20 protein-coding genes are annotated in these 23,957 nt (G+C 31.6%); 3 read left to right on the top strand and 17 right to left on the bottom strand.

Going from position 1 to position 23,957, the window contains the following annotated elements; genetic code table 11:
- Positions 1 to 163 precede the first annotated feature (163 nt).
- Positions 164 to 2,149, top strand: a complete 1,986-nt coding sequence (locus MARPI_RS09490) for a methyl-accepting chemotaxis protein (RefSeq protein WP_014297375.1) — start codon at positions 164 to 166, stop codon at positions 2,147 to 2,149.
- 45 nt (positions 2,150 to 2,194) lie between these two features.
- Here the strand turns inward: MARPI_RS09490 and MARPI_RS09485 are convergent, their stop codons facing one another.
- The 7 genes from MARPI_RS09485 to MARPI_RS09455 all read right to left on the bottom strand — a co-directional run bounded on the left by MARPI_RS09485 (position 2,195) and on the right by MARPI_RS09455 (position 9,798).
- A complete protein-coding gene (locus MARPI_RS09485) occupies positions 2,195 to 3,187 on the bottom strand; it encodes an ABC transporter ATP-binding protein (protein WP_014297374.1) in 993 nt (330 codons plus the stop codon).
- A complete protein-coding gene (locus MARPI_RS09480) occupies positions 3,184 to 4,146 on the bottom strand; it encodes an ABC transporter ATP-binding protein (protein ID WP_041638620.1) in 963 nt (320 codons plus the stop codon). The genes MARPI_RS09485 and MARPI_RS09480 overlap by 4 nt, the downstream gene beginning before the upstream one ends.
- Positions 4,147 to 4,149: 3 nt before the next feature.
- On the bottom strand, positions 4,150 to 5,022 hold the full coding sequence (locus MARPI_RS09475; protein ID WP_014297372.1) for an ABC transporter permease: 873 nt from the start codon (positions 5,020 to 5,022) through the stop codon (positions 4,150 to 4,152).
- Positions 5,023 to 5,031: 9 nt separating this feature from the next.
- On the bottom strand, positions 5,032 to 6,039 hold the full coding sequence (locus MARPI_RS09470; RefSeq protein WP_014297371.1) for an ABC transporter permease: 1,008 nt from the start codon (positions 6,037 to 6,039) through the stop codon (positions 5,032 to 5,034).
- A 53-nt stretch (positions 6,040 to 6,092) separates the two neighbouring features.
- Complete coding sequence (locus MARPI_RS09465; protein WP_014297370.1) at positions 6,093 to 7,595, bottom strand: ABC transporter substrate-binding protein; 1,503 nt, start codon at positions 7,593 to 7,595, stop codon at positions 6,093 to 6,095.
- Between the two features lie 153 nt (positions 7,596 to 7,748).
- Complete coding sequence (locus tag MARPI_RS09460; protein WP_014297369.1) at positions 7,749 to 8,579, bottom strand: DUF4382 domain-containing protein; 831 nt, start codon at positions 8,577 to 8,579, stop codon at positions 7,749 to 7,751.
- A gap of 73 nt (positions 8,580 to 8,652) precedes the next feature.
- Complete coding sequence (locus MARPI_RS09455; RefSeq protein ID WP_014297368.1) at positions 8,653 to 9,798, bottom strand: MFS transporter; 1,146 nt, start codon at positions 9,796 to 9,798, stop codon at positions 8,653 to 8,655.
- A gap of 815 nt (positions 9,799 to 10,613) precedes the next feature.
- Between MARPI_RS09455 and MARPI_RS09450 the strand changes: the two genes are divergently transcribed.
- The gene (locus MARPI_RS09450; RefSeq protein WP_014297367.1) at positions 10,614 to 11,315 is read left to right on the top strand and encodes a class I SAM-dependent methyltransferase; all 702 of its coding nucleotides are present in this window, start codon (positions 10,614 to 10,616) and stop codon (positions 11,313 to 11,315) included.
- 17 nt (positions 11,316 to 11,332) lie between these two features.
- On the opposite strand, the gene MARPI_RS09445 is transcribed toward MARPI_RS09450, so the two are convergent.
- Together MARPI_RS09445 and MARPI_RS09440 are read right to left on the bottom strand one after the other, a co-directional pair.
- Entirely contained in the window at positions 11,333 to 13,261 is a 1,929-nt protein-coding gene (locus MARPI_RS09445; RefSeq protein WP_014297366.1) for an ABC transporter ATP-binding protein, read from the bottom strand.
- A gap of 1 nt (position 13,262) precedes the next feature.
- On the bottom strand, positions 13,263 to 14,975 hold the full coding sequence (locus MARPI_RS09440) for an ABC transporter ATP-binding protein (RefSeq protein WP_255370598.1): 1,713 nt from the start codon (positions 14,973 to 14,975) through the stop codon (positions 13,263 to 13,265).
- Between the two features lie 122 nt (positions 14,976 to 15,097).
- Here MARPI_RS09440 and MARPI_RS09435 point away from each other — a divergent pair, with 122 nt between their 5' ends.
- Positions 15,098 to 15,835 carry an MBL fold metallo-hydrolase gene (locus tag MARPI_RS09435; RefSeq protein ID WP_014297364.1) on the top strand — a complete coding sequence of 246 codons (738 nt, stop codon included), beginning with the start codon at positions 15,098 to 15,100 and terminating at the stop codon, positions 15,833 to 15,835.
- Here MARPI_RS09435 and MARPI_RS09430 read toward each other — a convergent pair.
- Genes MARPI_RS09430 through MARPI_RS10840 form a run of 8 tightly spaced genes read right to left on the bottom strand, consistent with a single transcriptional unit; the run spans position 15,818 to position 23,955 of the window.
- On the bottom strand, positions 15,818 to 16,453 hold the full coding sequence (locus MARPI_RS09430; RefSeq protein ID WP_014297363.1) for a hypothetical protein: 636 nt from the start codon (positions 16,451 to 16,453) through the stop codon (positions 15,818 to 15,820). The genes MARPI_RS09435 and MARPI_RS09430 overlap by 18 nt on opposite strands.
- A complete protein-coding gene (gene fliY, locus MARPI_RS09425; protein WP_014297362.1) occupies positions 16,450 to 17,826 on the bottom strand; it encodes a flagellar motor switch phosphatase FliY in 1,377 nt (458 codons plus the stop codon). Before fliY ends, MARPI_RS09430 begins: the two co-directional genes overlap by 4 nt.
- A gap of 14 nt (positions 17,827 to 17,840) precedes the next feature.
- Positions 17,841 to 18,869 carry a flagellar motor switch protein FliM gene (gene fliM, locus MARPI_RS09420; protein WP_014297361.1) on the bottom strand — a complete coding sequence of 343 codons (1,029 nt, stop codon included), beginning with the start codon at positions 18,867 to 18,869 and terminating at the stop codon, positions 17,841 to 17,843.
- A gap of 23 nt (positions 18,870 to 18,892) precedes the next feature.
- Positions 18,893 to 19,441: a flagellar basal body-associated FliL family protein gene (locus MARPI_RS09415; protein WP_014297360.1), complete on the bottom strand. Its 549-nt coding sequence runs from the start codon at positions 19,439 to 19,441 to the stop codon at positions 18,893 to 18,895.
- 14 nt (positions 19,442 to 19,455) lie between these two features.
- A complete protein-coding gene (locus MARPI_RS09410) occupies positions 19,456 to 20,337 on the bottom strand; it encodes an OmpA/MotB family protein (protein ID WP_014296329.1) in 882 nt (293 codons plus the stop codon).
- 5 nt (positions 20,338 to 20,342) lie between these two features.
- A complete protein-coding gene (locus tag MARPI_RS09405; protein WP_014297359.1) occupies positions 20,343 to 21,113 on the bottom strand; it encodes a motility protein A in 771 nt (256 codons plus the stop codon).
- On the bottom strand, positions 21,114 to 21,317 hold the full coding sequence (locus MARPI_RS09400) for a flagellar FlbD family protein (protein WP_014297358.1): 204 nt from the start codon (positions 21,315 to 21,317) through the stop codon (positions 21,114 to 21,116).
- Positions 21,318 to 21,330: 13 nt separating this feature from the next.
- Positions 21,331 to 23,955 (bottom strand): flagellar hook-basal body complex protein, encoded by a 2,625-nt coding sequence (locus tag MARPI_RS10840; protein ID WP_014297357.1) that lies wholly within the window; start codon positions 23,953 to 23,955, stop codon positions 21,331 to 21,333.
- Positions 23,956 to 23,957 lie beyond the last annotated feature (2 nt).

Here is a 23,957-nt window from a genome sequence, read left to right as displayed (position 1 = left end):
CCCTGTTTTTTTAAAAAAATAGGGGAGTTTTTTAAATTTATATTATTTCTTTTGATTTTTATTTTACCGGAAAATGTGATAAAATATTAATACATACACTCATATAAAGGCATCAATATTAATAATAAAAATCAATAAAAAATTTTTTAAAGGGGGAATCTTTATGAAGTCATTAAAAGCGCAGATGATTGCTATTATTATCCTAATTTCTGTTCTTCCAATGTTATTATTTACAGGTATCAGTACATATAATAATTACAACAAAAGTTTTGAAAATTACAAAAAACATCTTCGCTCGGTTACTGATACCAATGCAAAATTACTCGAAACATATTTTAAACCCATTATAAATCTTACCAACATGCTTTCAAACGATGCAAATGTAAGAGGTTCTTACAGCAATAAATATGACGAACGAAACTGGATGCTCAAAATGTTTGATAACATTGTTAATAATTATCATTATGCAGCGGTATATATTGGATTAAGGGATAAAACAATGCTTATGAAGCCAGACGCAGAATTGCCAGATGATTATGATCCAACATCAAGACCATGGTACAAAGCTGCAATGAAAACTCCCGGTAAAGTTGCTATTTCCGATCCATATGCAGATGCTTCAAGTGGAGATATATTAATTACCGTATCAAAAACAGTTACAGATCCACAAACAAACGAAATTATTGGTGTAATTGCAATTGATTTATCAATAAAAGAACTGGTTGATACATTCTTTGGCGATGATAAAGTATTTAAAGACGAATATTCATATCTTGTAAACAGCGAAGGTATTACTCTAATGCACACAGATCCTAAAAAATGGGGTGTAAGCGTTAAAGACATGGAATTTTTCAAGAAAGCAACGGATAAGAAAGGATTGGTTGAATATACTTATAATGGAAAAACTGTTTATGCATTTTATTCTAAAATTGCTGACACTGACTGGATGATTTACACAGCAATACCTAAAAAAGCAATTACAGACGCAGTATGGAAGGAAACTTCAGTATTAATTGTTGTATTCCTTGTAATAATGATTGGTGCTTTTGTAATTGGTATTGTATTTGTTAATAAAGCAATTACAAAACCTATTTTAATTATGACAAAAGAAATGGAAGAGGTTGGAAAGGGTAATCTTAACGTTAAAGTTCATGTTGATGCAAATAATGAATTGGGTGTTCTTGCTAAAATTATGAACCAAACAATTGCTTCATTAAGAACACTTGTTGAAAAGGTTCAGGAATCTTCAAAAACATTAATTGAAACATCTTCAGAAGTTTCTAATTCTATTGATAAGAATTATGAATTAAACTTGAGAATATACGATGAAATTGAAGAAATTAACTCCAAGGTTCAGGACGCTTCTTCTTCACTTGAAGAAACAACTGCCGGTGTTGAAGAAATTGCTGCTGCAGCACAAAACGTTTCAAGATCAACTCAGGAAATAATGGAAAGATCAACTCAGGTTTCAGGACTTGCTAAAGAAGGTTCAAAGAACGTCGAAGAAGTTAAAACAAAAATGATTGACGTTAATGAAAAGGCAAAGGAAAACGCAAAAACAGTTAAGGTACTTGCAAGTGAAACTGCTAATATTCAGGAAATTGTTGAAACAATTAATTCAATTACAGAACAGACAAACCTCCTTGCATTAAATGCAGCTATTGAAGCAGCAAGAGCTGGAGAAGCAGGAAAAGGATTTGCTGTTGTTGCTGATGAAATTAGAAAACTTGCAGAAGAAAGTAAAAAAGCCACAGAAGAAATTGCAAATATACTTGGAAAAATACAAAACAGCGCTTCAGAAGTTGATAAAGAAACAGAAAATGTTGTTGAAAGTATAAATGAAGCAAACAAGATGGTATTTGAAATTGCAGAACAATTTGAAAGTATCACACAGGAAATTGAAGGTATTTCAATGATGATTGACAGCACTGCATCATCAGCAGAAGAGCAAACAGCATCAACAGAGGAAATTGCAGCTGCTGTAGATACTGCAAATAAAGCTGTTACAAGCGTTGCTGAAGATGTAATTAACTTCAAGAATGAAATAAAAGCACAGAACGAAGACTTTGCAAAGATTACAAAGGTTGCTAATAGACTTGAAGATTTAAGTGAAGAACTTAATACTCTTATTAAACAATTTAAAATCTAAACGTTATAAAAATAAATCCCCTGTTTAACAGGGGATTTATTTTTATTATTTTGCGTATAAATGACAGCTTACTTCATGTTGATCATCAATCTTTATTACTGGTGGTTCTTCTGTTCTACATTTTTCTGTTGCATATGGGCATCTTGGATGAAATCTACAACCTTTTGGCGGATTTACAGCATTTGGCACTTCACCTTTTGGTATAATCTTTTCTTTGTTTAATTTTGGATCTGGTTCTGGCACCGCTGAAATTAACGCTTTTGTGTAAGGATGCGCAGGATTTCTATAAATATCCTCAAATGTTCCTATCTCTACGATTTTTCCAAGATACATAACAGCAATCCTATCACAAATATATTTTGTAGTTGCTAAATCATGTGTAATGAATAAATATGTGAGATTAAATTCTTCTTTAAGATCTATCATTAATTTTAAAAGCTGTGATCTAACAGAAACATCAAGCATGGCAATTGCTTCATCTGCAACAACAAATTCAGGCTTTAATGCCAATGCCCTTGCAATAACAACTCTCTGTCTTTGACCACCTGATAAATCACGAGGATATCTGTCATAATATTCCTCAGCTGGCTTTAAATTAACCCTTTCCATTATATTATATACAATTTCTTTCTGTTCTTTATATGTTTTTCCTATTTTATGTATTTGCAATCCATGCCGTATTGCTTCACCTATTTTCATATACGGATTTAATGCTGCCATTGGATCCTGAAAAATTATCTGAATTTTTTTTCTGAATTTTCTTAATTCTTCCTGAGATAATGATGTGATATCAACACCATCTATTTTTATTATTCCATCTGTTGGATCGAGCAATCTTAAAACTAAACGCCCTGTGGTTGTTTTTCCAGAACCGGACTCACCAACTAATCCCAATGTCTCTCCTTTATTTATAACAAAAGAAATATCATCAACAGCCTTTACAAATTTCTGCGGTTTTCTCGTTATAACCTCTGATATAGACCGTTTTAATGGAAAATATTTTTTTAAATTTTTTACTTCTATTAATGGAGTACTCATGCTTTCACCTTCTCATATAACCAACATTTTACTCTTGTTCCATCAACTTCAAAATCTGGTGGAACTTCATTATGACATTTTTCTGTAGCATATGGACATCTATTTGCAAATCTGCATCCTTTTGGTGGTTTAACAAGATTCGGTAAATCTCCAGGAATATACCTTAATTCTCTATCATCAATGTTAGTATTTGGAATTGATTTTAATAATGCCTGTGTATATGGATGTTTAGGCTCATAATATATCTTTTCTGCTGTGGATAATTCAACAAGATGACCTGCATACATTACACCTATTCTATCTGCCAGTTCAGCAACAACACCTAAATCATGTGTAATAAGAATCATGGACATATTGTGTTCATCTTTAAGCTTTTTTAAAACTTCCATAATTTGAGCCTGAACAATAACATCCAGAGATGTTGTAGGTTCATCTGCTATAACAAGATCTGGTTTTAAGACCAAAGACAATGCAATCATAACCCTTTGTCGCATACCACCAGAAAACTGGAATGAATATTCATTCATTCTTACAGGATCTATACCAACCTCTTCAAGTATTTTTGCTGACATTTTAAATGCTTCATCTTCCGGAATCTTAGGATAATGCGCCTTTATAGTTTCCAAAAATAAATCTTTTACCTTCATAATTGGATTTAATGAAGTCATTGGATCCTGAAAGATCATGGATATATTTTTCCCTCTTATTTTTCTCATCTGACGTTCATTATATGGAGCTATATTTTCTCCTTTAAATAAAATTTCACCATCAATTCTGGCATTTTTAGGCAATATTTTCAGTAAAGATTTACCCAATGTGGATTTTCCACAACCAGATTCTCCAACTAATCCTACAGTTTCATTTTCTTTAATAGATAAATTTACATTTTGAACGGCACTTACCCAGCCATTTCTTACTTCATAATTTATATTGAGATTTTTTATTTGTAATATCACAATGCTTCACCTTCTCTCACGAATAGTAGGATTGAGATATTCATTTAATCCTTCACTAAATAATGAGAATCCCAAAACTATTGTAATAATTGCCATACCGGGATATAATATTCCCCACCATGCTCTTGATAATACAAATCTCTGTCCATTACTTAAATCATAACCCCAATCTGGTGTTGGTGGAGCAATTCCCAACCCCAAAAAGCTCAATCCTGCTTCTGTCATTATTGCATCAGCAAGATTCATAGATAAAACAACTACAACAGATGGTAAAACATTAGGAAGTATATATTTAAACAATATTTCCCAATTTTTTGCTCCTAATGCTCTTGCTCCTTCTACATATAACTCATTTTTTATAGCTGTTACCTGATTCCTGATTACCCTATAATATGTTGGTGTATATACAACAGCTATGGATAACGCTATATTTATCATACCTGGTCCAAGCACTGCTGCTATTGCAATAGCAAGTATAAGTCCTGGAAATGAATATATTGCATCCATAATTAATGTTAAAACTCTGTCCAATGGCCCTCCTATATATCCTGATAATAACCCCAGAGGAATTCCAAATAATGATGCAAAACCAACAGAAATAAATGCTATGGATAATGCTATTCTTGCACCATATAATATTCTGCTGAATATATCTCTACCAAGATTATCTGTTCCAAATATAAATTGACTGTTTGGAGCGCTTAAAGCCCTTCCAACTCTTTGTATTGGATTATATGGAGCTAATTGAGGTGCAAAAATTGCCATTAAAATATAAAATATTAATATCATTGCACCTATAAATGTAATCCATCCTGTTCCACTTTTGAATAATTCCTTAAAAAAAGATGCTATTTTATGTGAATAAAATTCTTTATCCATATTATCACCTCAATATCTAACTCTTGGATCTATAAGTGCATTGATAATATCAACTATTATACTAATAATGACAACAAACAATGCAAAAAATGCTATTGTTCCCTGAATAGCAGGAAAATCTCTATACCTTATTTTCATTACCAGATAGCTTCCAAGTCCCGGCCATGAAAATGTTGTTTCTGTTAAAACAGCACCTGCTAATAATATAGCAAGCTGTAATCCCATAACTGTTAAAATAGGCACCATGGCATTTCTTAAAGCGTGTTTGTATAAAACCCTTCTCTGACTGATTCCTCTTGCTCTTGCCGCTGTTGAAAAATCCTGGGATAACATTAAAATTGTATTATTTCTAACCATTCTTAAAAATATACTTGAAATAACCAATCCTAACGTTATACCAGGCATTAATAAATGTTTTAATACATCTATTAATGCTTCCCAATTGCCTGTTATTATAGAATCTATTATAAAAAATCCTGTTTTGGTATCAAGAGATACTATTGGAGATAATCTACCGGCAACTGGTAACCATCTTAAGATCATTCCAAAATAATATTGCATCATTAAACCAAACCAGAAAACAGGAATGGCGTATATAAATACTGAATATACTCTTGCTGTAATATCTATAAATCCATCTCTATGTGCCGCCGCTTCACTTCCCCAGAATATACCTATTAACACTGCAATTAAAAAGGCAAATAAGGTTAACTCAACTGTTGCAGGAAATCTATCTTTTATTTCGTTCCATACCGGTCTTGAGGTTAATGTTGAAGTTCCTAAATCACCTCTCAATAATCCACCAAGATAATCAAAAAATTGTACTACAATGGGTTTATCAAGACCAAGTTCATGTCTTTTTTGATCAATTACGCTTTGGGGTGCTTTACCACCCATCATAGCCATAACTGGATCCCCCGGAATAATCCTCAAAACAAAAAAGATAACTGCAAGAAGTATAAAAATCATAGGTATTGCAAGTAATATTCTTGTAAGTATATAATCTTTTAAGGACAAAACTATCACCTCTCTAAAAACCCCGCCGCATGGCGGGGAGTTTTAATTAATGATTATTTTTTGTAGATTAAATAATATCTGAAGATCTGAGTTGGTTCAAGCAATACACCTTTTACATTCTTTTGTGATGCAACAACTGCTACTCCCTGCCATAATGGGATATTTGGAACATCAACAACAAGATGATTCTGTACCTGTTCATAAAGATCTGATCTTGTGTTTTGATCTACACAAACTCTTGCTGCTCTCATGAGATCTTCTGTTATTTTGCTTTCATAGAAACTACCCATTGATTTTGCACCGTTTATACTTAAGAATGGCCATAAGTAATCATCAGGATCAATATAATCTGGATACCAACCAAGTAAGAATAATCCCATTGCACCATTTAAGAAGTAATCAACATATGTTGACCATTCTGCATATTTAATATTTACCTTAATTATTCCTGTTTCTTCAAGAGCTTCTTTAAGAACCTGTGCAACATCTGCTTCTGTTGTACCATAATGTGTTGGTGAATACCATAAGTCTATTGTCAATGGTTTATCAAACCAATAACCAGCCTGCTGTAATAATCTCTTGGCTGCATTTAAATTTCTTTTTGGGAATATATCTTTATGACTCCACATTCCCATTGGAACCATTGAATATAATGGCTGTGCAAGTCCTACAAATACATCATCTACTAATCTTTCTCTATCAACAGCATACATTATAGCTTTTCTTACCAATGGATTATCAAATGGTTTTTGTTTTGTATTTAAAACAAGATATCTAATCTGTGGACTGCTACCTTTTAATACTGTGATATTTGGATTTGCTTCAAGATCACTAATATCCCTTGGATCAAGATGTCTAAATGCAATATCAATCTGTCCTGTTTCAAGAGCCAATCTTAATGTTGCTGCACTTTCATAGAATGTAATTATGATTTTATCTGTTTTTGGTGCTGGACCGTAATATTTGTCATTCTTTTCAAGAACAATTCTTACATCTCTAATCCATTCTGTTATCTTATATGGACCTGATGCTGATGGTGCTCCTTCATAGAATGAATTTTCTGGATACAATTTTGGATTTACCGGCCATGCTACTGTATATCCTAAAACTGATACAAATGCTGAGAATGGGTATTTTAATTTAATCTGGAATGTATAGTCATCAACAACCTTTGTGCTGTCAACTATATCTGTTAATAAGAATGCAGGATCACCATTTAATTTCATTGCCCTATCAATTGAGTATTTCATAACCTTTGCATCAATTGGTGTTCCATCTTCGAATTTTGCATCTTTTCTTAAATGGAATGTATAAGTAAGACTATCACTTGAAACTTCCCATTTTTCTGCAAGTGATGGAATAAGGTTTGAAGTATTCACTTCATAATCAACAAGACCTACCAATACATTTTGAAGAATGTTGCTTGAAAAATAATCATAACATTTTGCCGGATCAAGTGTTCTAATCTTATCAGTAGTTCCTACTACCACAACACTTTTAGCAAAAGTAAATACAACAAATAACGTAATCAAAACAAATAACAATACTTTCTTCATACTATCCCTCCCTTTAAAATATGATGAATTTAATCTTAAATAAAACAAATAGACATTTTTTGATAATATTATTATAACATAAAATAAAGAATATTTACAAGTTTTTATAAAAAAAATTTGCCCGCTTTTTAAAAAGCGGGCAAATTAAGTTTTTTACTGATTTGATATATCTATTTTTATATTTGTGATATCTTCACCGGATACGGTTATTTTTTCTGTTGCATCTGGAGTGTATTCACTAAGGTCTTTAGTTACATCAATATTTGAATATACTTCTATTGTATAGTTACCGTCTTCATATTTCCCAAGACAGAATACACCATTATCATCTGTTAATGTTGCTCTTAAAATTGTGGAATCATCACTAATTGTTACAACAGCCATAGAAACTGGATCTGTTCCATTAACAACTTCTCCTTTTATTAAATAATGATTGTCTGCTAAACCTCTTCTATATGTTGGTTTTAATACAGGGGATAATAAAATTTCTGGAGAAGTTAAATTTCCTTGCACATGTAATGATCTTACAACATCAAAATCAAGAACTAATTCTCCACCTTCTCCAATTTCAATGTCAACATTTTGAATTTTTATCTCGTTGAGTTTTAATTCAACAGGGTATTCCTGATCATTAATTGTTACTGTTGCATCTTTTACTGTCAATGTTATCTGAGAAAGTACTGCGCTTGCCGGTAATTCTATTGAAAATAATGATGTTTCAGTGCCTGCTAATGATAAAATGTCATATGCCTTATTAATTTCAACTGGTGTTCCATCATAACTTGTTCCATTTATTGAATATTTATAACCAAAACTTTCAATATAAACGTCTAATTTATCAATGGTGTTTAAAGGCATATCTGTTAATAATACTTTTACTGTAGATGTTTCTTCTGTTTTTAATTCTTCCTGTGTATTTACACATCCCACCAACGCAAAACTTAATATAAGCAATGCCACTAAAAGATATGATACTTTTCTCATATCAATCCCTCCTTCTGAATAAAATTCTTTTCAATTCTACTATACACCTCAAACCTTAAAAAAACCTTAGAATTTATCTGGAGGGATATCTTAACCCAAAGAAAGTTATTATTGAATTTGCAAATAAAACAATGAAAGATATTGTAAATACCATATCATATGAATATTGAGAAGCTATATACCCAGCTGCAACAGGTGTAAAGATTTTTGAAAATAATTGAATTCCATTAAAAAGACCTTCATATCTACCAAAATTAACAGGTGCATATTCCTGTTTTAACGGTTCTTTCGACGAAATCCATAATACAAAACCTATACCCAATAACACATGTGAGAAATAAAATGGTATCCATCCTTTTACCAGTAACATAGCATAAAACAATGACATTATAAATGTTCCAATTACAATGGCATCTTCATTTTTTAATTTTATATATTTTTTCCACAAAACAGATGTCAATACTGTGAGAGAAAATGCAACCTCATAAGTTAACATAACCTTTGCATCAGCATTTAGTATATCTTTGATATAATATGATATGATTAAGTAACTTCCAAAACCGAAATTTGCAAAAAAGATTATCTGGTTTAAAAGGACTGTTATATATTTTTTTATATTGGGTTTATGAATTTCCATATGTTCTTCGTGTAAATCACTTCCGCTTTTTACAAAAGGAAGATATTTAACCATTAAAACAGCATATAATATATTTAACGCCGAAACAGATAAAAAGACATTTCTATAAAAATTAAGAGATGTTTTATCGTAATCCATAAAGAATATTATTGGAACAAATAATAAAACCTTTACAAATTCTGATATAAGAGGCAATAGAAAATAGAATTTTTCTCTTTTATTTGGTGGAACAATAGCCCTTTCATACATGCTAACAAGAGGCCAGAATATATCTATACTTCCAATAACTATTTGTGCAATTAAATATATATAAGAATTAAATGCAAAAGCGAGAATTATATTACCAATTGCAAATAGTAGTCTTCCAGCTGCAAGACCATAATTAGGAGATTTTTTTTCAAAAAAATGTCCAAGAGCAAAGGTGAGTATTGCCTGTATTCCATATACTACAGAGAATACTATACTTGCTTCATATACGTTCAGGCCTATTTTGCTCGCATACATTGGCGAAAGCAATATTGTTATAAATGAAAATGCTGGTATTGAGTTTATTATGAGATATTTTCTTAAATTTGAATCCACAGGTATCACCTCATAAAAATTAGTTTTCCGAATTATTATATATTAAAAATTATTAAAAATCAAGGATTTTTTTATTATTTTCCTGGAAATAATAATATGTATGTTCGTCCTTTTGTGGTGTTGATTGAGAAAAATAAAAACAATGAAGACCAAAAATTTCTTATTAAGAAAACATTCATAAAAAGGTTCATTCAGGCGGTGAAATTTCTTATTCCTCACTCCAATATTGCTTGCCGCCGCCGCTCAGACATCACCTCCTGTGCTGCTTCGCTAAAAATCACATCCATGTGATTTTTACGGCTCACGCAATATCTCCGTTCGGGAAATTTCAAGCCTTCATTCACCTTTTTATTCATGTTTTCTTTCGAGTATATAAATGAAAGTAGAAAAATAATATGAACGAAGACTAAGAATTTTCCGAAATGGAGATTATAGGACAGTTGGAAAAAATAAAAGTAAATGAAGAGATGTAAAAGAAAATAGAAATAATAATATGAGCGAAAACTTGAAAATTCCCAAGGAGAAACAATGATGATTGAAAAAAATAAAAGTGAATGAATACTCGCAGAGCACCCGAAAAAAACTGCGAATGAAGAGAGTCAAAAAAACAGGATGTTTTTTTGAGCGAAGCTTCCCCAGGGATGGGGAATCTGAGCGACTCCGCGGATATGAGCAGTTTTTGAGGATTAGTGCTCAAGTCGTATGAATGAACTTTTATTTTTTTCAATCTACAACAGAAAGGACGAACATGGACGTGAGTCTGCAACGGCCGTAAAAATGAAAATTTTTTCTAATTTCGTTATGGAGGGAATTATATGAATATAGATAGAAGATTAAAAAATTCTTATGAGAAACTGGCAAATCATTATGAGAAGGATGTAGATACTAAAAGTTTTAATGCTTATTATGAAAGACCTGCTATGACCAGATTAATTGGTAATGTGAATGGGTTGAAGATTCTCGATGCCGGTTGCGGTGCAGGTTATTATATGGAATTAATGATAAATAAAGGTGCAAAAGAGGTTGTTGGGATTGATTTTTCAGAAAATATGGTTGCTGCTGCGAAAAGAAGGATTAAAGATAACGGAAAAGTATTTCTTCATAATTTAAACGAAGATTTACCTTTTGAAGATAGTTATTTTGATTTAATAATCTCATCACTTACTCTACACTATGTAAAGGATATAAATAAAGTTTTTAGAGAATTATCAAGGGTTTTGAAAAAAGATGGACATATTGTTATTTCTATACATCATCCTATGATGACTTACCTTTATTTTCAAATAGAAAATTATTTTGAAGAAGTTTTGCTGGAAGATAGGATTAATGGTATTCCTGTATTTTTTTATCATAGACCGCTTGAAATGATTATAAATGCTTTTGCTAAAAATAATTTATTTATTGAAAGAATTATTGAACCAAAACCCATAAAAAAATTCATGGAACAGGATGAAAAGAATTATAAAAAACTTATGAAAAAACCACAATTTATCCTTATTAAAGGAATAAAAAAATAGCCAGCTAAATTGCTGGCTTAATTTGTTTCGTACTGTAATCTATAAAGGTCATAATATATGCCTCTTTTTTCCATTAAATCATTATGTGTTCCTTCTTCAACTACTCTTCCTTTATGGACAACAAGTATTCTATTGGCTGTTTTTATTGTGGATAATCTATGCGCAATGGATAATATTGTAACTTTTCCTATGAGATTTTCCATGGCTTTTTGTATTAAATATTCCGTTTCAACGTCTATATTAGCTGTTGCTTCGTCTAAGATAATTATTTTTGATTTGAATATTACTGCTCTTGCAAGTGCTATTAATTGTCTTTCACCTGCTGATAATGTGCTACCTCTTTCAAGTATTTTTGTATAGTATTTATCCGGAAATTTTTCTATCATTTCATGAGCATGTACCTGTTTCGCTGCATTTATTACTTCTTCCTCACTAATACTTTCATCGAACATTCGTATGTTATCAAGTATTGTTCCTGTAAATAAAAATACATCCTGTGGAACAACAGCTATTTGCCTTCTTAATGCCTTTATATCGTAATCTTCAAGTTTTGTATTTCCTATGAATATATCTCCCATTTGCGGTCTGTATAGGCCATTTATTAATTTTATAATTGTTGTTTTTCCTGAACCTGTTTCACCAACTATTGCTATATTTTCATGTTCTTCAATTTCAAATGAAACATTTTTAAGTATATAATTGTCCTTTTCATATGCAAATGAGACATTGTGAAATTTTATACTGGCTTTATCAATCTCTTTTTTTAAACCTTTGCCATAATCCTCTTCTTCAAGTTCATTTAATTTGAATATTTTTTCTGCTGATGCAAATGCATTTTGCATAATATCGTATTTTTCTGCAATATCAAATAAAGGTCTAAAGAACATATCTATATATGAGGTAAATGCCACAAGAACACCAAATGAAACGAGATTTTGTTTAAATAATCCTGCACCAAACCAGAATAATAAAGATATGGTTATATAATACATAACGTTCATAAATGGTCTGAATAATCCGTTTAATATTATTTGCTGCATTCTTGCCTTATATAGTTTATGGCTTAAATCATAAAATTCCTTTCTTTTTCTTTCTTCCTGATTAAAGGCCTTGGTTACTGCTGCACCAGAAATATTTTCTGCAAGGAATGAGTTTGTAGCTGAAATCCTCGTTCTTGCTTTTACATATATCTTTTTATCCAGAACACCAAAAATCCATGTAACCAAAATTATAGCTGGAAACATTATGGTTACATATAAAGATAATCTAACATTCATTTTAAACATTACTATTATTACACCAATTATTATTGCAACGTCTTTTGTTAAACTGGTAAGAACGTCTGTGAAAAATTGCGATAGATTTTGAGTATCGTTTACAGTTCTAGTTGTTATTTTTCCTGTTGGATTTTTTGTAAAGAAGTCAAGAGGAACATGTAGCATATGTATATAGAGTTTTTCCCTGATATCATATATTACCTTTTGCCCCAGCAAATTGGAAAATATTACCTGCCCGTAATTAAAAAGGAATTGAAAAAAGAAAAGGGTTATTATTATTATAGAATATTTGGAAATTTCACTTAATGCACCTGTTTTAACGTTTTTTACAAATTCATCTTTAACGGGTATCTTTTCATTTGTTTTATCGTTTATCATGTAATATGAATCATTTTCATGTTTTAAAACATATTCACCGTTTGGTGTGCTTTTAAATGTATCATCGACTTTTTCAAATTTATATGCAGCATTTATAACATTATCAATTACATATCTCATTATTGTTGGTATGGTTAAATCAACTACTGTAGAGGCAACAAGAAAGATTAACGCAGCTATAAGTATTGCATAATATTTTCTTATATATTGCCATAAATCTTTGAATATTTTTCTATTTGAATAACTTCTTTGCTGTTCTTCTTTTAATATATCTGTATGAGCTGTTCGCATATTATTCCTCCTCTAACTTTTCTTCAATGAGCTGTTTCATATACATACCATAATATACGCCTTCAAGTGCCATTAATTCCTGATGAGTTCCTGATTCAATTATTTCACCATCATCAAATACAAATATTTTATCTGCGTTTCGAACAGCTTTTAGTCTATGGGATATAACTATCATTGTTTTGTTAATTACATTATTTCTTAAATTGTTTATTATTGCTTCTTCTGTTTCTGTATCAACAGCAGAAAGACAATCGTCCAGAATTATAAAGGAGGCATCTTTAGCCAATGCTCTTGCAATACTTACCCTTTGTTTCTGACCGCCGGATAATGTTACTCCTCTTTCGCCAACAAGCGTTTTATATTTTTCAGGTAATTCAAGTATATCTTCATGAACATTAGCTATTTTTGCAAATTCCGGCGCTTTTTCTACCTGTTCAGGATGGGCAAAACTTATATTATCTTCTATTGGCATTGAAAATAAAAATGATTCCTGAGGAACATATGCGATATTATCTCTTATTACCTTAGAATGTAATTTGTTAATGTCTATACCATCAATAAATATTTTCCCGTCTTCCACAGGATAGAATTTTAAAAGCAGTTTAGCTATTGTGGATTTTCCAGAACCTATCTTTCCAACAAAAGCTACCATTTCTCCCGGTTCTATATTCATATTTATATTTTTTAAGACTATTTTATCTGTTCCTGGATATTTAAAGTTTAAATTCTTTATTTCAATTTTCCCTTTAAATTTATAATTTTCATCTATTTTTTCTGGTTCAGGAACATTTGATTTTGATTTCATTATTTCCATTAATCGCTGGTAGGAAGCTTTACCTCTTTGTAATACATTTACTACCCATCCTATTGCCATCATAGGCCATACTAACATACCAATATATGAGTAAAACATTATTAACTGTCCAAATGTAATTTCTTCATTTATTACCATTTTCCCACCAAGATATATGGCAATTACACCTGACATTGAGGCTAAAAACTGAATTAATGGAAACATTAATCCCCATGTTTTTATTAAGCTCATCTGGGCATCATAGTATTTTTGAGATCTGTCATTAAATCTTTTTAACATTGTTTTTTCAAGAGAAAATACCTTTACAACATGAATACCCGCATAACTTTCTTCTGTATGGTCTGATAAATCAGAAATTGTTTTTTGTAAATGTTTAAATAATTTTCTTATTGTTTTTCCAAAGAATAGTGTAATTAAACCTATTATTGGCAATGGCAATAATGAATATATTGTAAGCTTTAAATTGACAAAGTTTATCATTGCATATATGGTTATAGAAGACATAAATAATGTGTCTATCATCATTACTATTGACGGCCCCATTGCCATTCTTACAGAATTTAAATCTTCTGTAAATCTGGTCATTAAATCTCCTGTTCTCCATTTGTCATAAAAGTCATATGACTGGTCCAATATATGACCAAACATTTTGTTTGCTGTTTTGAATTCAAATAATCTTGAAGTTCCAAATATAAAAAATCTCCATATAAATCTTCCTATCATTATTGAAACAGCAAGTGTAAGCATTGAAATAATATAGGTTTTAATGACATTCATATTTTCAATATTTTTCAGGTTGTCAATTATTCCACCTATTTTTTTAGGAATAAATATTTGAAAATAATCAATCATCAATAAAAAAATTATCCCTATTAAATAACGCCACCAATTTTTTTTCACAAATTCTTTGATTATAATATTCACCCCCTATTGTTTGTCTTACAAACAATTCTAACATTTTTAAGGAAAAAAATCAATATATAAAGAACTATTAAATGAAAATGATTAAGGAGGAGTCTATAATGCTGGAGGTAATTAATAATAAGGTTCTGGTGTTCTGGTTTGAAAATATGGCAAGTAATGTTACAGCTGTAGAATTAAATGAAGAGGTAATTTTAATCGATTCTTCACTTTATCCTGAAAAGTTAGAAAAAATTATAGAGTTAGTTGAATTGAGAACTAAAAAGAAGGTAAAAAAGGTATTTTTAACCCATTATCATCCTGATCATTCATTTGGAGCAATTTTTTATGGAAAATTAGAAATAATCCTATCAGAAAAGACTATGATAAAACTTTTTGATTATGACAATGAAATTCTTGAAAAAATTTCAAAGGAATCTGAATACGATTTTTCTGATTTACAGAAAAAACTTGCTAAATGCAAATTTAATATTTTCAGAAATGATACTTTAAATACCTCTTCAAAATCTGTAATTAGTGGTATTTCATTGGGAGGTCATACTGCAGATTCCACTATTTATAAGATTTATCCGGATAATATTCTTATTGCGGGGGATTTAATTGTTTCAGGAACCCATTCTGAACTTGATGATGGCAATATTGATAACTGGATAAAGATTTTAAATGAATTTAAATCACAGGATATAAATAAAATAATTCCCGGTCATGGAAAACCGGGAGGAAAAGAACTTATTGATTTTCAACTTGATTATCTTAATACATTTAAATCAGGTAATGTTGAAGAATTATTGAAAAAATTCAAAAAACTTAAATATCCTGAATTACTCAACAGAGAATGATAATAATTTTTCTTTTATGAAATCTGTATTCATAGGTGAGAAGTTGAAATATACTTCCACCTTTTTTTTATTATTTGAATTATAAAATTCCATCTTTTCAGCATAATATGTGTTATAAATTTTTTTCATATATATTTTTAACTGTGTATAATCAACACGCATTAATCTGAGAAGATTTTTTGTTTTAGGATAAAAATAATATATATTATAATTATCTGTCTCTATTTTTTTTATTATAAATTTTTCAGGTGTATAAGAAACAGAAAGCACTTTTATAAAATTAATAAATACTTTCAGGTTTTGTTTTATATTATCATAACTATCAGCCGGTTTACCGTTTAATTCTGTATAAAATTTATCTTTATGATAATCATAATAATAGCCTATTCCGGATAGTATTTCCGGTTCATGAATTTCAAAATAATAATATTTATAATTATCCACATATAAATCAAGAAAAATTGAGGTAGGTGTTGCATCTACCTCAAATTTCATTTTTATTGTAACTTTAAATTGCTGCAATTTTGAATATTCTGAAAATTCATCGTATATATTATCAGAAAACGATATTATAGAAATTATTATTATCAGAATTAAAAAGATGCTTTTTCTCATCATTTTAACGCTCTCAACCTTTCTTCTAAAGATACTATTTCTGTGATTCTAACACCAAAGTTTTCATCTATAACAACAACCTCTCCACGTGCAATTAATCTGCCATTTACATATATATCTACAGGTTCACCGGCCAATTTATCCAATTGAATCATTGATCCCTGATGGAAATTAAGAATATCTCTCAATGAATATTTCCTTCGACCAAGTTCAACAGATACATTTAATGGTACATCAAATAATAATTGTAATTTTTCATAGTCTATCTCTTCTGTTGGTTCAACTGTTTTTCCTGAAATATTCCCAAATGTTTTTGGTTGTACATTAACCTGTTGTTCCGGCGGGATATATCCCATTGGTTGTTGCATCGGCATTTGTTGTGGATATTGAGGATACATCATTGGCTGTTGCATTGGCATTTGTTGTTGTGGATATTGAGGATACATTGGTTGTTGCATCGGCATTTGTTGTTGTGGCATCATTGGTTGTTGCATTGGCATCTGTTGTTGCGGCATTGGTTGCTGCATCGGCATTTGTTGCTGCATTGGCATTTGTTGTTGCATTGGTTGTTGAGCTGGCATTTGAGCCGGAGCTCCTGCAGCCTGTTGTGCCTGTGCATTTTCTTCAAGATCAACCTGTTGTGCTGCAAGAACTTTTTCTTTTATATCATGTGCTATATCTATTGGAACAAATTGCCACATTTCCCCATCTTTCATTCCCTGAATCTTTAATATAAATTTAACAGCTATTATTGTATCTGCTGTTCCCTCAAAATCAGGTGGAAAGGTTAAATTGGGATCATCAAAATCCAGAACCTCTACCTGAGGTGGCGTTATATCAACTTTCGTTTGCAAAAAATCCGAAAGCGATGTAGCCGCTGCACCCATCATCTGGTTTATTGCTTCTGCTAATGCGCTTATTGATATTTCATCAAATGTTTCCGGTACATTTTCACCTGTACCACCCATCATTAAGTCTGCAATAATGGAGGAGATTTCAGCAGGGAATAAAAAGAAATTTGTACCCCGTAATCCATCTTTATAGTTTATGGATATCATTAAATATTTTCCACTAAATTGATTTTTTAATTCAGACTTTAATAATTTAAGCGGTGTTGGACTTGATATATCAACCTTTCTTTTTAATAAGGTTGATAATGTTGTTGCTCCAGCACCCATTGCAATATTTCCAACTTCTCCAACAAGGTCTAATAACACATCATCAACCTGTGCATTTTCACTTGAAGCAGTTGGTCCACTTGCTGATGCTGAAGCTGAACTTCCAGAATCAGCTGTATTTCCAGAACTATTTTCTTCCTGAGTTAATCCCTGTAAGAGCGCGTCTAACTCCTCTTGAGATAAAAATTCATCAGACATTTGTTACACCTCCATTATTGCAAACTCTCCAGATATCTTTCCACAAGCACTTTTTCAAGCAATTCAGGATCTTCTTTTTCTATTTTTATAGCATAATGTCCTTTATGTGTTCCAGGAGTTCCCTTGAATACAGGTGTATCCTGAATGGTTACATCAATTGGTTCATCATTAAATGAATCAAGTCTTATAACATCACCTATGTCTATATTTAAAAATTCACCTAACTGAAGCGTTGTTTTTCCCAATACAGCTTTAACATCTGCTTTAGCCATTAACACGGAATTTTTTAATTTTTCCATTTGTTTTGGTGATGTTTTTATATCTGGAGACCATAATCTTGTGGTCAATTTTTCATTTATTGGTTCTAATAACGAAGAAGGCCAACATACATTTATAAATCCCTGTATATCTCTGAAATTTATTGATAATGTAATTAACACTGTCATTTCGTTTGGAGCCGCAATTTGAACAAATTGCGGATTAAACTCTGTTTTTTCCAGAATAGTGTCAAATGGCACTATTGTGGCCCATGCCTTACTTAATGCTTTTATTAAAGATAATCCCTCTTTTCTTAAAATTGCAAGTTCTAATTCAGTAGGGGTTCTTAATGTTTCGAGAGGAATTCCAGGTCCTCCCAATAATTTATCGACTAAAACATAACCAATATCAAGCCCCATCTGAAATACTGCACTTCCTGGCAATATATCTGTTGAGAATACAGATATAAATGTTGGACTTGTTAGAGATTGCTGAAATTCACTAAATGTAATCTGGTCTACACTGGCAAAGGTAACATTTACATATGATCTTGCTCTTGAAGATAAATATGTTGAAACATCCCTTGCATAGTTTTCATGTATTAATTGCAATGTCCTTAGCTGTTCCTTGGAAAATTTCATTGGCCTTCGGAAGTTATACTCCCGAATATTGGCCATTATATCTTCTTCTTCATTTACATTTGAGACAGCTAAAGAACCCGCCTCCATCGCCTGCAATAACGCATCTATTTCCTCTTGTGACAACGTTTCATTTTCTGGAGGCATACTTTCACCACCTTTTTAATAAACTAATAGGCTGAAGTTATAACAACTATATCAATAATAACCTGTATCACTCCATATTTCTCTTTTTCTCCAACAAATCCTGTAATTTCATTTACAGCATTTTTTATCTGATTCTTTAAAATCTCTCTTCCTTCAACCGTAGTTAAATCTTCACGTGTTTTGGTAATAAAGATAAGGCCTATCGCTTCTAAAATTTCAACATTGTATTGGGCTACTGCCTCTCTACATTCATCACTTCCAACCTTTAATTGAAGTGCATTTACTATTGCTATTTCATTTCCACCTTTTAACATAAATTGTCTTTGATTACCAGGCCTTATTATTTCAGCTAATCCAACCTGTACAGCCTTTTCTTCAACTCCCTGAGCCTGCTGTTGTGCCTGTTGTTGTGCCTGCTGAGCAATATTCTTACCAAGCATATTTATTAAAACAAAAGCACCACCAACAGATAAAGCCACTGAAACAACTATTGCAATAATTAAAAGCAATATTATATTGGGACCTTTTTTACCACCCTGTTGCTCTTCTTCCTGGATTTCTTCTTCAGGCACTTAAATCACCTCTCTTATCTCAAGCGCTGTCTTAAAATCAATAAATCAATTCTTCTGTATAGATGTCTTAGTCTATCAAGATCATTTTTGTATTTTTCATCTAATTCTTTTTCTTTTGTTTTCAAGGTTGCAATATCTATTATACCTTTTTCAAATTCCTCTTTTAATTTCATCTTTTCTGCTTCGGTGTTTGATTTTAATTTTTGTATATCTTTTAATATGTCTTTATCTCCTTCTGAGATTGGATAGAATCTTTCAGGATTATAGTAATAATCAGGATCAAATTTCCCGGCTTTTACTTCTGCCAATCTTTCAAGTGTTCTTTTCTTTTTCATTTCTTCTGTAAAGAATTTTGCCACACTTGCTGCACGCGCGGCTCCTAAATGCCAGTTTGATGGATATATTAATTGTTCTTTTGGCGGTCTGTCATCTGTAAATCCATATATTTCTATTGCATTGTTTGAATGTTCTATTAGAATTATACCCAATTTATATAACAACTCTTTTGCATCTTTGGTTAATTGAGCGCTACCAGGCTCGAAAAATGCCATATCCTGCATTTTTATTATTGTTCCTTTGTCATTTTCTTCTATTGTTATTCTTCCTTTATACTTTGGATTGTCCTGTAGTCTGAAAAGTTCAACTCTAATTCCAGGATTTGATGTAATTAAGCTTTCTTCTGATAGACTTTTTCCACCCGTCAAAACACTTGGTGGCGTTCCGCTAAAGGGACTTCTAAAACTTACTGCTGCCTGCTGGAATTTACCGGGTGAAATTGTTGCCATGGAGAACAACATAACAAAGAATGTCATAAGCAACGAATTTAAATCACTGAATGTTGCCAGCCAACCAGGTGGTGGTGGTGGCCCTTCATCTTTTTTACATTTATCTGCCATTTATATCACCCTTCTTTTTCTGATTCATATTTTTTCTTTTCATCAGGGCTTAAAAATGCTTTTAGTTTTTCTTCCATTAATCTTGGGTTTTCACCTGAAACTATTGATAATATTCCTTCAGTTATCATCCTTAAAAGATTTACCTGTATTGATGTTCTTCTTCCTATTTTTTCTGCTATTGGCAAAGAGAATATATTTGCAACAAGAGCACCGTATAACGTTGTAATAAGAGCAATAGCCATTTTAGGACCTATAGTAGATGGATCGTTCAAACTACCAAGCATCAAAACGAGACCTATCAGCGTTCCAATCATTCCGTATGCTGGAGCTAATGTACCCCATGTGTTTAGGATACCCGACCATTTACTTTGTTCCGCTTCAAATAACTCCATTTTTATTTCAAGGATTTTCCTTATTTCTTCTGGATCAGTACCATCAACTGCAGCCCTTAAACCTTCTTTCATAAATTCGTTATCAAGGCCTTCAAGATCTGCTTCAAGGGATATTAAACCTTCTCTTCTTGCTTTTTCTGCAAATGAATATAATGTTTTTAAAATTTCGACCATATCCATTTTTGGTTCTTTTATTCCCATCATTATTGCACTAACTATTTTAAAGGAGATATCTTTTGGCGCGGCAATCATCATACCCCCAATAGAACCAATAACTGTAATAAAGAAGGAGTTTGTATCCCATAATTGTCCTAATCCTGATCCACCACCAATTAATATAGCAACAAAAGCCAAACCCAATCCTATTAAACTTGAGAGATCCATCTAATCACCCCTTGAGTATGTCCCGGAAAATATCCTGCTTTTAAAGTTTATTATTTCTTCTATTATTTTTTTTACATCTTCTTTTACTATATAGATATGACCATTGTTTAAAATTATTGTTGTATCTGGACGGGACTCTATCTTTTCTATCATATCAGGATTTATATAAAACTCTTTACCTCCAAGATTAGTTACTTTTATCAATTAAATCACCTCATTATCTCTTGAGGTTAACAAGCTCTGTTAAAATCTGATCTGATGTTGTTATTACCCTTGCTGCTGCCTGGAATCCTCTCTGGGCTGTAATCATTTTTGTAAATTCTTCTGATAAATCAACATTTGACATTTCTAACGCTCCTGATACAAGAGTTCCTGCACCTTCCTCACCAAAAGATCCTATTTTGGCAATTCCACTGTTATCACTTTGCATAAACATTGAGTTACCTACATCAAGCAATCCTCCAGGATTAGTGAATTTAGCAACAGCTACCTGAGCAATTAAATCTGATTTTCCATTTGAGAATATTCCCAACACTTCACCTAAATCATTAATTGTGAAATTCTGCAATACGCCTTTTGCATTTCCATCCTGATCTGCAATGTTTACTGAATTTGGTGCTGCAAATTGTGTTAAATCATACATGTTTAAAGATACTTTTACAGGTCCAGCCGCTGCAACTGATGATGGTGCAACCCTTTCATTTGGAGATTCACCTGTGCTTGCAGGATCAAACCAGAATCCAATAGCTCCATTGTTTCCATCTGATGTGTCATAATCAACATATCCAACTGAATCCAATCTCCATCTTGAACTTAAATATTGACCTTTTCCATCAAAGGCTATAACACCTTCTGCAGGGTCAGATGTTGTTGTACCATCTTCTGTTATTTTGTATAATGGCTGTCCGTCTACTGTTTCTGCTTTCCAGTACCATGTGTTGTCAGCAATTTTTGTGTATTTTATATTTATATCGTAATCATTTCCAAGTGAATCATATATTTTTGTTGAAATAACCACATTTGGATTTTCGTATTCTGCTATTTTATAATTCTGAGAATTTTCTGTATCTATTAATCTTAATTCACCTGAAACTGGAGTTTGAATTATTTTTCTTGCTGCAATATATCTAACTGTTCCATCTTCTGATGTTTCACCTGCTGTGTTTCCGGTTGTTGCAACAAATGTGTCTGTAGCATTTGCTTCTATTACTGATAATCCAGCTATTGTGTATTTTCCATCTGTTGATTTCCATCCACTTTCCATTTTTGCATTAAATTCTTCAACTGTATCTGCTGATGCGCTATCTCCATCTGCATCTGTAAAGGTTACTGTTTTTAATGAACCACTTTCTTCCACTTTTAATGTTATAGTTACATTTCCATTATTATCTACACTAAATGATATATCCCTTGGATCATAATATACTTCATTGTTCTGACTGTCTTTTAATGAAATACCGCCTAAGAATTTCACATTCCTTGTATTTGTACCATCTGTTAGTTGTAATCTATTATCTTCATCCTGATATTTTGGAATTAATTCTCCTTTTGTATCTGTCATGTATATACCATCAAGTCCCCACTCAGTGGCATCATCAGATGAAGATTGATATAATTCTATGGATAATGCGTTTGTAGAACCTACTGGTAATAATGCAACTGATTCTGAAACACCTGAATCTAAAATAAGATTTTTTAATGTTATTTCATTACCTCCACTATCGGTAAGAGTAACTCCCTGTGCAAAATTTCTGTTTAAATCATAAAATGTTCCGTCTGTAGAAATTGTTCCTGTATATTGTGTTCCTCCAGAATCTGTAACCTGGATTGTTACCTGATTTGGATTTGTTGCATCTCTATATATCGCTATATCAGGTCTGCTATCTCTTGTTGAATCCTGAGAACTTAATGTAACAGGATTACCGTTAGAATCTGTTACAGAAATATCTCCATATGCTCTTAATGGCCAATCTATTCCATTTTTACCTATATCTATTCTTGAATCTGCAGGATATGAAGAGTTAAAATCATTTGTTGCATTGGCTCTAACAACATGTCCTGGATAGTTAGACCATCTTAATACATTACCAACTTCATCAAGTTCAACTTCACCGTAATTACTTCCTCCAAGTAATGTATAGTTTTTATCTGGATCTATACTTTGAGCATGCCATCTATATACAATTCTATCTTTATATTGTTCTGACATTATTCTTTCAAAGGTAAATTTTACCGGAACAACATCACCTGATGAGGATTTTATTGTCATTGTTGTTTCTTTTATTCCAACATCAGAATTTAAATTGTCCGCTAAATTAAGGAATGTTGTTTCTCTTGCTTCCATAACAAGATTTGGAGAAATTGTTATATCCTGAATAGGTTCATTGGAATCTATATATCTTTTTCCTGTTTCTGTTATTTTTGCATTCCATCCCTGTAATTTCATACCACTTGATGGATTTACAAAATGCCCTTCTGAATCTAATGTAAAGTTACCTGCTCTTGAAAAGTATTTTGTTAATCCATCTGATAATACAAAAAATCCATCTCCTTTTATTGCCATATCTGTTTTATTTCCTGTATTCTGAAGTGACCCCTGTGTCATTATTTTATCTATTGATGCTATTTTTGATCCCAATCCAACCTGTGTAGGATTTATTCCACCAAATTGTCCACTTGCTCCTCTACTTTCAGATAATGTTTGTGAAAGTGTATTCTGAAATGTTACTCTTGAAGTTTTATAACCAACGGTGTTTACATTGGAGATATTATTACCTATAACGTCTAATTGTGTCTGAAAGTTTTTCAATCCACTCTGACCACTAAACATTGCTCTTAACATAT

The sequence above is a fragment of the Marinitoga piezophila KA3 genome (genome assembly GCF_000255135.1).
Classification (GTDB): Bacteria; Thermotogota; Thermotogae; order Petrotogales; family Petrotogaceae; genus Marinitoga; species Marinitoga piezophila.
Note: the sequence above shows the minus strand (reverse complement) of the source record. Positions and strands in the feature narration are given on the sequence as shown.